Here is a 12,743-nt window from a genome sequence, read left to right as displayed (position 1 = left end):
TGAGGAGTCCACAAAAGGCCAAGTGGGGTGACCCGATCGCCCGATCCTCGAATCTCGTTACAGCCCATCCTTCGGGTCTGTGACGGGAGTCATATCAGTGGCAGGAGTGGGTGATTCGTTACGAGTTCGTGTCAGCCTGCCTACTGTGGCAGCGATGCGTAACACATAGGCATCGCGCGGATTCATCGGATCACGTCCCGTGATGTCGGCGATCCGCTTCAGGCGATAGCGCACAGTATTTGGATGAACGAACAGCTGGCGGGCGCAGGTCTCGACGGCTCCACCGCAATCCAGATACGCGTCCAGCGTGTCCGAAAGATCGGCGCTGGCGGCGGCCAACGGTAGCACGAGATGCTCGTTCAGGGCGTCCACGGCCGCACGGTCGCCGAGCAGGGCGCGTTCGGGCAACAGTTCGGAGGCGTGCACCGGGCGCGGCGCACCCCGCCAGCCCACCACCGCCTCCATGCCGGCCATCGCCTCCACCGCGCTGAGGTGCGCCGCGGACAGGGTTCGCATGGTCGGGCCGATCACCACCGGGCTCTCGGAGAAGGCCTCCGCGAGTAGGTCCGCGAGGAATGGGGACGGGTACATCGGGTCCCCGAGATGTCCGCTGACTACCATTACCAGCCGCGAACCCTGCACCACGGCCAGCGCGTTGCGGCCGTGCCGGGCGGCCACCGTATGTACGGAACTGACAACGGCCACCTGATCCTTGGGGGGCGTGCCCACCAGGACCGTGGCGGGCGCGGTGGCGTCCCAATTGAGAGTGGCCGCCCGCGAGAGCATTTCGGGGCCGGTGTCACCGCGCACCACAGCGTCGACGACCAGGGCCTCCAATCGGGTGTCCCACGCGCCGCGGGACTCGGCGGCCGAGGCGTACACCGACGCGGCGGCGAAACCGAGCTCCCGCCCGTAACGCAGCACCGCCTCGGTGAGCGCCACCAGCTGACGGTCGTTGCGCGCCAAGGCCGGCAGCCACTGCTCGAAGAACTCCATGGCCACCCGGACCATGTCGACGGTCTGGCGCAGCGTCAGCCGCCGCGCCAGATCGTCCGGAATCACTTGGAAGGCATCGAGACTGAACCGGATATCCGACTCCGGGTCCTGCAGCCACTCCAGGAAGTTCACCACCGCCGTCTGCACCAGCATCTGGACACCGGCCCGCTGGGCGGCATCCAGATTGGTGAAGAACGGCAACCGATCCTGCATCGAGGCCACGGCCTCGGTGGACAGGCGACCGGAGAACTGCTTGACCCGTTTCAGGAGCGTGTCCGGAAGCGGGTCGCGCGTCTGCCGATTCGGGGAGAGTGCGCCGGTCGGGAGGTAGACCTCATGAGAGGAGGTGCCCTCCTCATTGATCCGGCGCGGCCTCGGCGGTTTACGTTCCACGGTGTTTATGTTCGGTTATGCGTCGCCGCCTTCGGTACCGGGTGCCGCCTTCGGCGCGGCGTTCACGTCGTCGATGGCGTAGCGGCTCGCCGCCTCGGCCACCGTGGCGGGTGCGATCCGGCCCTGAGCAGCGAGACCCTGCAGCGCGGCGACCACGATGGACGCGGCATCCACATTGAACACGCGGCGCGCGGCCGGGCGGGTGTCGGAGAAACCGAAACCGTCGGTGCCCAGCGTGATGTACTCGCCCGGCACCCACTGGCGGATCTGGTCCGGCACCGCACGCACCCAGTCGGAGGCGGCGACGAACGGGCCTTGGGCCTCGGAGAGCACCTCGGTGATGTAGGGCAGGCCCGGATCCTGGTCGGGGTGACGGAGTTTGGCGATCTCCTTGGCCAGGGCCTCCTTGCGGAGCTCACCCCATGAGGTCACCGAGTACACATCCGCCTGCACACCCCACTCCTGCGCCAGCATCTCCTGCGCGCGCAGACCGTCGGGCATGGTGACGCCCGCGACCAGGATGTTGGCGCGCAGCTCGCCGGCGCCGGCGGGCCGGTAGAGGTAGATGCCCTTGAGCAGGCCCGCCACATCCAGATTCTCCGGCTCGGCCGGCTGCACGTAGGGCTCGTTGTAGAGGGTGATGTAGTAGAAGATGTCCTCGCCGCCGAATTCGTGGTGCACCGAATGGGATTCGGGATCGGTGCCGGGCAGCGACTCCTGGTAGCCCTGGGCCACGCCGCCGCCGTACATGCGGCGCATGCCATCGCGCACGATGTGGGCGATCTCGAAGGAGAAGGCCGGGTCGTAGGCGGCGCAGGCCGGGTTGGTCGAGGCCAGCAGAAGCGAGTGACCGTCATTGTGCTGCAGGCCCTCACCGGTCAGTGTGGTTCGCCCGGCGGTTGCCCCGAGTACGAATCCGCGCGCCATCTGGTCCGCCGCCGCCCACAGGCCATCGCCCGTGCGCTGGAAGCCGAACATCGAATAGAAGATGTAGAGCGGGATCATCGGCTCGCCGTGAGTGGCGTAGGAGGTGCCCACCGCGGTGAAGCTCGCGGTGGAACCGGCCTCGTTGATGCCCTCGTGCAGGATCTGGCCGACGCTCGACTCCTTGTAGGCAAGCATCAATTCCGCGTCGACCGAGGTGTACAACTGGCCGTTGCGGTTGTAGATCTTCAAGGAGGGGAACCACGAGTCCATACCGAAGGTGCGGGCCTCGTCGGGGATGATCGGGACGATGCGCTTGCCGATCTCCTTGTCGCGCAACAGCTCCTTCATCAGGCGCACGAACGCCATGGTGGTGGCCACCGGCTGTTTGCCCGAACCCTTGCGGACCGAACGGTAGGACTCGTCACCCGGCAGTTGCAGAGGCTTTGCCAGCGTGCGGCGCTCGGGGACGAAGCCGCCCAGTTGCCTGCGGCGATCCATCATGTACTGGATCTCCGGTGCGTCCTGGCCGGGGTGGTAGTACGGCGGCAGATAGGGGTTGGCCTCGAGCTCCGCGTCGGTGATCGGAATGCGCTGCAGGTCGCGGAACGCCTTCAGATCGTCGAGGGTCATCTTCTTCATCTGGTGCGTGGCGTTGCGGGCCTCGAAGTGCTTGCCCAGGCCGTAGCCCTTGATGGTCTTGGCGAGAATGACCGTCGGCTGGCCCTTGTGCGCCATGGCCGCCGCGTAGGCGGCGTAGATCTTGCGGTAGTCGTGGCCGCCGCGCTTGAGGTTCCAGACCTCGGAATCGGACAGGCCCTTGACGAGCTCCTTGGTGCGCGGATCGCGGCCGAAGAAGTGCTCGCGCACATAGGCGCCGTCATTGGCCTTGTAGGTCTGGTAGTCGCCGTCGGGCGTGGTGTTCATCAGGTTCACCAGGGCGCCGTCGCGGTCGGCTTGCAGCAGGGCGTCCCACTCGCGGCCCCAGACCACCTTGATGACATTCCAGCCGGCGCCGCGGAAGAACGACTCCAGCTCCTGAATGATCTTGCCGTTGCCGCGGACCGGGCCGTCGAGGCGTTGCAGGTTGCAGTTGATGACGAAGGTCAGGTTGTCCAGGCCCTCGTTGGCGGCCACCTGGATCAGGCCGCGCGACTCCGGCTCGTCCATCTCGCCGTCGCCGAGGAAGGCCCACACGTGCTGATCCTCGGTGTTCTTGATGCCGCGGTCGTGCAGGTAGTGGTTGAAGCGGGCCTGATAGATGGCGTTCATCGGGCCCAGACCCATTGACACCGTGGGGAATTCCCAGAAGTCCGGCATCAGGCGCGGGTGCGGGTAGGACGACAGGCCGCGGCCGGGCCCGCCGTGGCTGTACTCCTGGCGGAAACCGTCCATCTGGTCTGTGGTGAGGCGGCCCTCCAGGAAGGCGCGGGCGTAGATGCCGGGAGAGGCGTGGCCCTGAATGAACACCTGGTCGCCGCCGCCCGGGTGGTCCTTACCGCGGAAGAAGTGGTTGAAACCGACCTCGTAGAGCGCCGCGGAGGACGCGTAGGTCGAAATGTGGCCGCCCACACCGATTCCCGGGCGTTGGGCGCGGTGCACCATGATGGCGGCATTCCACCGGATGTAGGCGCGGAAGCGGCGCTCCACCTCCTCGTCGCCGGGGAACCACGGCTCATTCTCGGTGGGGATGGTGTTGACATAGTCGGTGGAGGTCAACGCGGGGATGGCGACATGGCGCTCACCGGCGCGTTCGAGCAGGCGCAGCATGAGGTAGCGGGCGCGGCCGGGGCCCTCGCGGGTGAGCATTTCGTCGAAGGAGTCGAGCCATTCGCTGGTCTCCTCCGGGTCGATGTCCGGCAGGTATGACGCCACCCCCTCGCGAATCACTCGAACCCGGCCTCCCGCCGGGGACTTGCGTGTCGATCCATTGGTGGAATTCGACGAAGTTGGGTGCATCAAGTCGGTCAAGACGTTTGCTCCTCGTACACATGGGGTGGGACATCTGGTGTGGCGTCAATACCCCGGGTATCCGCTGGTGGGCGGCATACCCGTAACGATTGGTCTGGGGCGCATCTCACATCCTTGTCGATGATGCGACCCAGGTCATCATGTCAGCCGGAAATCCAGTACGGTTGCGCAGGGAACCGCCGGGTTGATCGGGAGGAACCAAGTGAAGTTGCTGAACCCGCGTGGGTTCGGGTTGGTGTGCGCGTTCGCGGCCGTGGCGGCGGGGTTGGTACTGGCCGGGTGCGCGAACACGGTCGAGGGTACCGCGACCGCGAATCAGGTTCAGGTGACGTCGTATCGGGCCGAGGCGGCGTCGTCCTCAGCGGCGGCGGCCTCGTCGAAAGCGGCGGCGGCGATCGCCAAGGCGACCTCCGACAACTGCAGTCCGTTCCGCAAGACCACCGGGACCGCCGTCGACCGCTACAACGATTTCGTCGACGCGCACGACGGGAACGCGGCCGACCAGATCGCCAAGCGCGACGCGGCGGCGACGGCGCTCGAGGACGCCGCGAAGACGGTCGAGGCTCAGGTGAGTGCCTCGGGCGCGGACCTGCCGGCGGATCTGGGTCAGAAGTTCACCGACTATGTGACCGCGGCGCGGGGACTGGCGGCGGAGGTGCGCAAGATGACGACGAATTCGTCCGTGGCGCCGCTGAACGACGCGAGCCGCAAGGTCAACGATGCTCTGACCGCGGTCCGCAACGGCTGTCCGTCCTAGTCGGCGGGGCGTTTTGCCCCGGTGATCGGGCAGATCGCCAGGAGCACCCGCACGGTGTCCGATGAATCTCGACGGTCGCACATACGACATTTAGGGTGCGATTTCGGCCGATCGGCTTGCGCTGGGGGCTTTTACCATGTTCGCTTGCAACTACCTATTGTCTGGAGTTGAGGAGGACACCACCGTGGTCGCCGCGGCGGACGCGCAGAACTACGCTCAGAAGCTTGGCATTTCACACGACATGGTGGTTCAGGAACTGGGCTGGGACGAAGATACCGACGACGCGCTTCGCGCCGAGATCGAGGAAGCCACCGGTTCCGAGCTGCTCGACGAAGACACCGACGAGGTGGTCGACGTCGTCCTGCTGTGGTGGCGAGACGGCGACGGTGACCTGGTGGACGAGCTACTCAACGTGATCACCCCGCTCGCCGACGACGGCGTCGTCTGGGTGCTCACCCCCAAGACCGGTCAGCCCGGCCATGTCGACCCGAGCGAGATCGGCGAGTCGGCCACCCCGGCCGGCCTCACCGCGACCACACCCGTGTCCCTGGGCACCTGGACTGGCACCAAGCTCACCCAGCCCAAGACGCCCTCCAAGCAGCGCTGAGGCCTCCACTAAGGTTTCAGTCAACCGAGCGGCCCGGTGGATTCCCCGTGTCTCCACCAACATGTCGCTCGGTGCTGCGCCAGGACCACAGGATGGAGGGGAAAGGTTATGCCGCTCGAGATCGGCACGGTCGCACCGGACTTCACGCTGAAAGACCAGAACAACCAGGAAATCACGCTGTCGAGCTTCCGTGGTGAGAAGAACGTCCTGCTCGTCTTCTACCCCTTGGCGTTCACCGGCATCTGCCAGGGTGAACTGTGCAAGGTCCGCGACGAACTCCCCAAGTTCCAGAACGACAACGCCGAGATCCTCGCCATCTCCGTAGGCCCACCGCCCACCCACAAAATCTGGGCCGCCGAACAGGGCTACACCTTCCCGCTCCTCTCCGACTTCTGGCCCCACGGCGCCGTAGCCCAGTCCTACGGCGTCTTCAACGAGAAATCCGGCTACCCCAACCGCGGCACCTTCGTCGTCGACAAGGACGGCATCATCCGCTTCGCCGAAATGAACGGCCCCGGCGAGCCCCGTGACCAGCACGCTTGGGAAAAAGCCCTCGCCACACTAGATTCATAACCCGTGCCTCCGGACCCCCACGTCCGGCGACACCATCCAACCTCGGCGCCCGCCGGGCAGTTGGGGCGTATAGCTCAGCGGTAGAGCACTGGTTTTACACACCAGCGGTCGGGGGTTCGATCCCCTCTGCGCCCACTTCGTCAGACCCAGCGGAATGTTTTTCGAGCCGAAACGCCAGATCGGCGCGCAGGTTCTTCCTTCGCCCATGCGTTCGAGAACTGTCTATGAGTTGTCCCCAAAATGCCGGTAAGCCTGCGGTCTCTTGTCCCAGGTTCTCGCGATATCGCGACGTGCTCTTACCCAGTGGGTCAAAGTAGCGTAACGCGTACGTCGGGTGTCACTTGTTCGGCCGCTTTGGCGAAGCGGGCGTCCTGCATGGTTGCGATGGCCAGGTAGGCGGCGTCGTAGACCGAAAACATAGTGGCGCATGGCCCAAACCGCTTGCAGCAGGGCGAGATCGGTTCCGATGTATTCGATCTGCATGGCAGTGAGCGCTCCGAAGGCTGCGTCGGCGTCATTGGCGCTCAGACGGTCACCGAGGACGGCCTTGCGCAGGGTGCGCAACACCTCCAGGGGCATATGGGCGGGCGCGATCCAGTCGTCGTCGGCAACCATCGCCGCGCGGGCGGCGTCCCCTTGCGCCGCGGGGCTGACCAGTGCCATCACCATGGCATTCGGGTTGACGACGGCCACTCATCGTCCTCGTGTCCGCTCCGGATCTCCTCGGCCACGTCGTCGGCGTTCATCGCCAGGCTCCGGCGGCCGACAAACTCTCGAGGAGATGGTGGTTGCGCTCGGCTCGGAACTCTCGTTCCAGCAGCGCGCGCAGGTAGACCTGAGTCGACTGGCCTCGGGCGGCGGTTCGCCCGGCGATCGCGTCCCGCACTTCCTCGGGCACGTGTTTTCGTGCGCACCCGGTTGTCTGTCTTTATCCAGTTGCTGGGAGCAGGTCGGATAGTAGTCGGCTTCATACTCGATAGGGCCGAGGTGGCCCATCAGCCGAGAGTTGTTGAACCAGTTGGCCACTCGTGGGTGAGTAGCTGGCATGACGGCCTGGTGAGGGCGGTATGTCCGCCGACTGGTGAGGTCAACCCGCATCGGCGCGCTGTCACGTCCTCCGAGTCGGGGTCCGGCAATGGAGTAGGTTCCAACCACCGGTTTCTCAGCGGGGATCGCGGCCCGCGCCGATGGTTCGGAGGAATCCGACGATCTGGTTGGCCAGTTCTTCTCCGGCGTCTTCTTGCAGGAAGTGCCCGGCATCGCGAATGACGGGATGGTCGTGGCCGTGGGCTCCGCGCATCTCCCGCTGGAAGATGGGGGCCATCGCACCGGTGATCGGGTCGCTGTCGCTGAAGGCCACGAGCATTGGGGTCGGGCTCTCACACAACGTCGCCCATGCGGCGCGGTTCGCCGGGGCCGCGGGGTCGTCGGGACCGGTGGGCACGAGGCCCGGCAATGCGCGGGGGCCGGCGCAATAGGAGTCGTCGGGAAATGGCGCGTCGTATGCGGCTCGAACCGCCTCGTCGAGCGGGCGCCGGCACCCGGATTGCACGAATCCGCCGACGTCGATCGTCGGCTGGGTGCGGATTGCTTCGCGAAACCGCCACCAGACCTTGGGCATCGGGATGTCCCCGGTGGGCAGCCCGGTGTTGGCGACGACCAGACTCGCGAACCGGTCGGGATGTTCAGCGGCCAACCGCAATCCGATCAGCCCACCCCAATCCTGGCCCACCAGCGTCACTTCGGTGAGATCGAGGTGGTCGAACACCAGGGTCCGCACCCACTCCACGTGGCGGGCGTAGGTGTGGTCCTCGATCCGGGTGGGCTTGTCCGAGCGGCCGAAACCCACCAGATCCGGGCAGATCACCCGGTGACCTGCCGCCGCCAGTATCGGAATCATTCGACGGTACAGAAACGACCACGACGGCTCGCCGTGCAGCATCAGCACCGGGTGCGCGTCGGAAGGCCCGCCCTCGACCCACGCCATCCGCATCGTGCCCCCTTCACCGTCGGGCACCTCCGCGTATCGCGGCGCATACGGGAATTGGGGCAGACCGGCGAAACGCTCGTCGGGTGTGCGCAGGGTGTCCATGACTTCGAAGCTAGCTCTCGCTTGACTCGTGCGGCAGCCGAACGCGTGGGCACCCGAGGATGAAATGCCGTACACATCCCGGAATATGCCCCCCCAGCCCTGGATGTGAAGGGGCCGGGTGGGCCCGGAAGCGCACCGCTGACCGGGCCCACCCGTCGCTGGAAGGGATCTGACGGGCTTCTGCGGTCACTTGCCGAGGGGCGGGAGTCGCATCTGCCTGCTGCTGCCACACGCGGTGGCGGTACCGGTGCCGGTGAGGGTTCCGGGCCGATCGGTGTCAACGTGCAGGAGATGGTGCGTCCCGACGCAAGAACCGCTGTTGTGGTGTCTGACGGGCATCACCTCGCTCTCATGGGTTCCACTACGACCGGCAGGGCGCCGACCGTGGCGGGCGGACCGCGCTGGCTCGCCGGCACCGGGCGGGGTCGGCGACCGCGGCGACGGGCAGGCGGCCGCCGTCGGAGACGAACGGGCGGACGCGACCATTGCCGGGGCGTCTTGCGTCGCCGCGGCGGCCGCCAACGGCTGGCGGCGTCACACAGGATGTCGTCGATCTCGGCGAACAGTTTCTCGAGATCGGGATCCAGCGTCAGCAGATCGGCGTCGAGGTGCGAGAGCCCCTCGACACGTTCAGTCGTGCGGTGATCGGTCGAGCACGCCATCACAGGACCTCCTGCGACCTCGATCGTGTTCAGGCGTCGATGGCCTGGTGGGCGTTGCCGGGGCGGGCGATCTCGATCTTGCGGGGTTTGGCCTTCTCGGCGACCGGGATGGTCAACCGCAGCACCCCGTCGCGGTAGTCGGCCCGGATCTGATCGGTGTCGAGATTCTCGCCCAGGAACAACTGGCGGCTGAACACGCCGCGCGTGCGCTCCGCGGCGATCATCGACCGGTCCGGATCCAGTTCCGGGCGCGAGGCCCGCACGGTCACCACATTGCGTTCGACATCCAGATCGAGAGAGTCCGGGTCGACACCGGGCAGGTCGAGTTCGACGAAGAACTCGTCCCCGTCACGCCAGGCGTCCATCGGCATCACCACCGGCCGGGCGGGTGTACCGAAAACCTGCTGAGTCAATCGATCCAGGTCGCGGAAGGGATCGGTGCGCATCAGCATGGTCGCTATCTCCAGTTCACTCCATTCTCGATTGAAGGAAACTTAGATAAACTATGTCATCTGACATAGATAACATTCAGCACTCTAGAGAGGTGAGTGCAAGGTCTGTGGAGAGGTAATCGGAGGGCGAGCAGCAAGTGCGTGAGAACAGGGAGATAGACGCGCCGCCGGCGGAGGAGCGGAGCCACCTACCGCTGTCGGGGCAGGCCGTGTATGCGATCTCGGTGGCCGCCGAGCTGTCCGGCGTCGGGGTCCAGACCCTGCGCCTGTACGAGCAGCACGGGCTGATCACCCCTGCCCGCAGCGGCGGCGGCACCCGCCGCTACAGCGCCGACGACCTCGCCCGGGTCGCGCGCATCACCGCACTGGCCGGACAAGGGATCAACCTGGTCGGCATCAGACGGATCCTCGAACTCGAAGACGCCAACACCGCCCTGCGCGATGCCACCGCGGCGCTCACCGCCGAGAGCGATCGGCCTGCCGACCCGCGGTAGCGGGTCGGGACACCCCGCGCTCGCGCCTGATTCGCTGACCTGCCGAGGCCGGGATGTGGAGAGACCGACACCGTGTGTGGATCCCGAACGCTCCGGGGCGCAGCACTTTTGGTCGCTGCGACGCCGCCATGGGGTCGCGGTCGGTTCGGATCCGCGATTTCGTCGACGACGTCGAGCGCAATGCTCGATCGGCATGGTCATGAGCAGCGGCGTTCCCGACCCTCACGCGGGTCTGCGTGCGAACCCGGTCTGCGCGTAGGGCTGAAGGTCAAGGGGCCCAACGTATCTCAGCCACGCGGGCGGATCGACGCGGATTGTTCGATGGGCGCTGTCCACGCCCGCCCCTATCGGGCGGATTCGGATTCGGTTCGGGCGGTTGGTCAGCGGGTTCGTCGTCCGAGATGCAGGATCGGGAAGGGGCGGCCGTCGGCGTCGATGTCCGAACGGGCGAGGGTGACGAATCCGTGACGCTCGTAGAATCCGACGGCCTGGGGGTTCTGCTCGTTGACGTCGACGAGTAGATCGGGTGTCTCGTCGATCGCTTTGCGCAACAGGGCTGTTCCGACGCCTCGACCGTGCTGGCGGCGGTCGATGAACAGCATCTCCAGCTTGCCGTCGGCGGTGCCGGAGAATCCGACCGGAACGTCGTCGACGGTGGCTACCGTCAGTGTGACCGCGGCCAAGTACTCGTTGGCGATGCGCTCCTCGTAGAAATCGATGTCCTCGGGAGTGAGGAAGTCGTGGGTCGCTTCGACGGCGCTTCGCCAGATCCGCACCAGGGCGGGCCATTCGTCGGGGCCCTCGCACGCGCGGAGGACGGGTGCGGTGTTCTGGCCCAGGTCATCGGTATGTGCGTTGAGAGACATCGTGTTCCATTCGTTGTGCGCACTGACGTGCCCGTTACCGGCAGTGGAAGAGGACTTATTCTCCGGCGTTCCGCACGGCGGGCGGGGACGCCGTATCGATCACCGCGGCCGATGTGCGGGATCCCGGTTCTGCGGCATCACGCGACTCGAGGCCGACGTGCCGGTGGTGGATCAGGGGATCGCCGGTCTTCGCCTTGCTGATCGCGACGAGCTGTTCGTAGTCGACGGCGACGCCGCGCAGGAGGGCATGGACGGCGTCCTCGACGTCGTCGTCGGTGGTGGGAGCGTGGGCGAACAGGGCGCGATAGTGCACGAGTGAGGCCAGCAGGTCGAGGAGTAGGTCGCGGTTGGTGTCCTCCCGCAGATCTCCACGGGCGATGGCCGTGTCGAGGACTTGGGCGACCGCGGCGCGCGGTGGCCGGAACAGTGAGCCCATGAACGTCTCCCGCAGCGCCGGGGTGGCATTGCAGTCGGCGAGCAGCGATGCCAGGGAGTCGGGCGGCAAGCGTCGAAAAATGTTGAGGTGCAATTTGATCGCATCGGACAGGTCGCAGATCGTGCACCCGGTGTCGGGTGCGCGCACCTCGCCGAGACGCGTGGCGAGCGCGTCGAGCACGAGCGCGGGCAGGCTGGGCCAGCGGCGATAGACCGCGGCCCGGTTGCTGCCCGCCGAGCGAGCTATCGCGTCGACCGAGAGCCCGCGGTAGCCGACCTCCATCAGCAGGGTGAGCGCGGCCTCCCGTACGGAGTGATCGATGTTCGGATCGCGCGGTCGTCCCGCACCTGTCGTCGCGGCCAGGGGGGGGTCATGGCCGCCGGATGGACGGCGGGATCGATTGCCTTCAGCGGCGTCACGAGTCGCCGGGCATTGGTGATCGGGACAGCTCCGGCCTTCTCCGTGGCCGGGCTGGTGGTTCTCACGCTCGCCGGGCCGGTCCGATCGACTTCGTGGGCGCTCGTACTGGTCATCGCGATCGGCTTGTTGTTGCTGGGCTGGGGTGTCGGCGCGGTGTGGCCGCACCTGCTGACCGACGTCCTGCTACTGGCCGGTGACGATGATCAGGAGGTCGCGGGAGCGTCTGCGACGACCGTGCAGCTGACCGCGACCGCCTTCGGATCCGCCTGCGCTGGAACGATCACCAATCTGATGGAGTTCGCCGACTCCGCTCACACCGCCGCCGCGGCCCGGATGTTGTTTGCGCTGTCTGTCATTCCCGCGGCGGCGGCATTGATCTTTGCCAGAAGAGTCACGAGTCGGTAGGGCAGGGCGCGGGTGGTAGCGGTGTTCCCGCTGCGACCGGCGGTAGAGAGATCCAGGCACACCGCGCGGGTTTGCTCGGTTCCGGGCCGGGGTATGGCCACCGCGTCCGACGGGGTCCAGCACGCAATCGACCGCGCGTTCAGAGCCAGCTCGCCCACGTGCTCGGCAAAGACTGATACGGGCGACCGGCCTCGAGTTGAGAGCGCTGGCGCGCTCGCCGAAGAAGGCGGCGGCGGACTCCAGCAGCGACCTGATCGCCCGCTAGATCCTGGACCGTGTCCCGCGGCAGGAAAGGCGATGATGATGACCAACCAGAATTACCGAAATATCACGCGTCAGCTGTTCGCCGAGGTCGCGTCGGCGGCGGTGGCGATGGCGACTCCGGTGATGGCGGCGGTTCCGGCCGTGGCCGCGCCGACCCCGGTGTCCGGCATAGTGCAGGTCGATCGGCCTTGGGGATGGGGCGGTCATGCCGTCGCCCCGGCACCCCCGCCACCTCCGCCGGTCCCGCCCCATGGTGGCTGCAACGGTGCCAACTGCGGCGACAACGGCGGAACCTGCGGCGACGGCGGCTGCGGCGACAACGGCGGGACCGGAGGGGGTCCAGCGGTCGCCGACGTCCTCGGCATCCACTACACCGCCCTTCACCGCCACGTCGCACGAGCAGGCGGGACCTGGAACCGCTGAGGTATGGC

At 66.6% G+C, this 12,743-nt stretch carries 14 protein-coding genes and 1 tRNA gene; 7 read left to right on the top strand and 8 right to left on the bottom strand.

The genetic code is table 11. The features are described from left to right. Positions 1-57 precede the first annotated feature (57 nt). On the bottom strand, positions 58-1,359 hold the full coding sequence (locus GLP40_RS25855) for a PucR family transcriptional regulator (RefSeq protein WP_407671669.1): 1,302 nt from the start codon (positions 1,357-1,359) through the stop codon (positions 58-60). Between the two features lie 45 nt (positions 1,360-1,404). Further along, positions 1,405-4,272 carry a pyruvate dehydrogenase (acetyl-transferring), homodimeric type gene (gene aceE / locus GLP40_RS25850; protein ID WP_154790705.1) on the bottom strand — a complete coding sequence of 956 codons (2,868 nt, stop codon included), beginning with the start codon at positions 4,270-4,272 and terminating at the stop codon, positions 1,405-1,407. 214 nt (positions 4,273-4,486) lie between these two features. On the opposite strand from aceE, the gene GLP40_RS25845 reads away from it, so the two are divergent. From GLP40_RS25845 to GLP40_RS25830, 4 genes are all read left to right on the top strand, one after another. Further along, on the top strand, positions 4,487-5,041 hold the full coding sequence (locus GLP40_RS25845; protein WP_328290651.1) for a hypothetical protein: 555 nt from the start codon (positions 4,487-4,489) through the stop codon (positions 5,039-5,041). Between the two features lie 184 nt (positions 5,042-5,225). Further along, positions 5,226-5,648: a DUF3052 domain-containing protein gene (locus GLP40_RS25840; protein WP_328290680.1), complete on the top strand. Its 423-nt coding sequence runs from the start codon at positions 5,226-5,228 to the stop codon at positions 5,646-5,648. 108 nt (positions 5,649-5,756) lie between these two features. Beyond that, positions 5,757-6,221, top strand: coding sequence for a peroxiredoxin (locus tag GLP40_RS25835; protein WP_154790608.1), 465 nt, complete (start codon positions 5,757-5,759; stop codon positions 6,219-6,221). Between the two features lie 63 nt (positions 6,222-6,284). Beyond that, a tRNA-Val gene (locus GLP40_RS25830) sits at positions 6,285-6,356 on the top strand. Between the two features lie 87 nt (positions 6,357-6,443). Here GLP40_RS25830 and GLP40_RS25825 read toward each other — a convergent pair. The 4 genes from GLP40_RS25825 to GLP40_RS25810 form a co-directional block, all read right to left on the bottom strand. Further along, positions 6,444-6,914 (bottom strand): PIN domain-containing protein, encoded by a 471-nt coding sequence (locus tag GLP40_RS25825; protein ID WP_154790607.1) that lies wholly within the window; start codon positions 6,912-6,914, stop codon positions 6,444-6,446. 49 nt (positions 6,915-6,963) lie between these two features. Further along, positions 6,964-7,119, bottom strand: coding sequence for a hypothetical protein (locus GLP40_RS25820; RefSeq protein ID WP_196054788.1), 156 nt, complete (start codon positions 7,117-7,119; stop codon positions 6,964-6,966). A gap of 264 nt (positions 7,120-7,383) precedes the next feature. Further along, positions 7,384-8,313 (bottom strand): haloalkane dehalogenase, encoded by a 930-nt coding sequence (locus tag GLP40_RS25815; RefSeq protein WP_154790606.1) that lies wholly within the window; start codon positions 8,311-8,313, stop codon positions 7,384-7,386. A 691-nt stretch (positions 8,314-9,004) separates the two neighbouring features. Beyond that, positions 9,005-9,442, bottom strand: coding sequence for an Hsp20/alpha crystallin family protein (locus GLP40_RS25810; RefSeq protein ID WP_154790605.1), 438 nt, complete (start codon positions 9,440-9,442; stop codon positions 9,005-9,007). A 122-nt stretch (positions 9,443-9,564) separates the two neighbouring features. Between GLP40_RS25810 and GLP40_RS25805 the strand changes: the two genes are divergently transcribed. Then, the gene (locus GLP40_RS25805; protein ID WP_407671665.1) at positions 9,565-9,921 is read left to right on the top strand and encodes a MerR family transcriptional regulator; all 357 of its coding nucleotides are present in this window, start codon (positions 9,565-9,567) and stop codon (positions 9,919-9,921) included. A 380-nt stretch (positions 9,922-10,301) separates the two neighbouring features. On the opposite strand, the gene GLP40_RS25800 is transcribed toward GLP40_RS25805, so the two are convergent. Together GLP40_RS25800 and GLP40_RS25795 are read right to left on the bottom strand one after the other, a co-directional pair. After that, positions 10,302-10,787 (bottom strand): acetyltransferase, encoded by a 486-nt coding sequence (locus GLP40_RS25800; RefSeq protein WP_154790604.1) that lies wholly within the window; start codon positions 10,785-10,787, stop codon positions 10,302-10,304. Between the two features lie 55 nt (positions 10,788-10,842). Beyond that, a complete protein-coding gene (locus GLP40_RS25795) occupies positions 10,843-11,544 on the bottom strand; it encodes a TetR/AcrR family transcriptional regulator (protein WP_328290679.1) in 702 nt (233 codons plus the stop codon). A gap of 51 nt (positions 11,545-11,595) precedes the next feature. Between GLP40_RS25795 and GLP40_RS25790 the strand changes: the two genes are divergently transcribed. Both GLP40_RS25790 and GLP40_RS25785 read left to right on the top strand, forming a co-directional pair. Next, positions 11,596-12,048: a hypothetical protein gene (locus GLP40_RS25790; RefSeq protein WP_154790602.1), complete on the top strand. Its 453-nt coding sequence runs from the start codon at positions 11,596-11,598 to the stop codon at positions 12,046-12,048. Positions 12,049-12,351: 303 nt separating this feature from the next. After that, the gene (locus GLP40_RS25785) at positions 12,352-12,735 is read left to right on the top strand and encodes a hypothetical protein (protein ID WP_154790601.1); all 384 of its coding nucleotides are present in this window, start codon (positions 12,352-12,354) and stop codon (positions 12,733-12,735) included. Positions 12,736-12,743: the final 8 nt, after the last annotated feature.

It is taken from the genome of Nocardia aurantiaca, assembly GCF_009708175.1.
GTDB classification, from domain to species: Bacteria; Actinomycetota; Actinomycetes; order Mycobacteriales; family Mycobacteriaceae; genus Nocardia; species Nocardia aurantiaca.
The sequence above is the reverse complement of the archived record's forward strand: the minus strand, read 5'-3'. Positions and strand labels throughout refer to the sequence as shown.

Coding starts and splice junctions, on each gene's coding strand:
- aceE (WP_154790705.1), bottom strand. CDS start 4,272: ATGCACCCAACTTCGTCGAATTCCACCAATGGATCGACACGCAAGTCC.
- GLP40_RS25835 (WP_154790608.1), top strand. CDS start 5,757: ATGCCGCTCGAGATCGGCACGGTCGCACCGGACTTCACGCTGAAAGAC.
- GLP40_RS25815 (WP_154790606.1), bottom strand. CDS start 8,313: ATGGACACCCTGCGCACACCCGACGAGCGTTTCGCCGGTCTGCCCCAA.
- GLP40_RS25800 (WP_154790604.1), bottom strand. CDS start 10,787: ATGTCTCTCAACGCACATACCGATGACCTGGGCCAGAACACCGCACCC.
- GLP40_RS25790 (WP_154790602.1), top strand. CDS start 11,596: ATGGCCGCCGGATGGACGGCGGGATCGATTGCCTTCAGCGGCGTCACG.
- GLP40_RS25785 (WP_154790601.1), top strand. CDS start 12,352: ATGACCAACCAGAATTACCGAAATATCACGCGTCAGCTGTTCGCCGAG.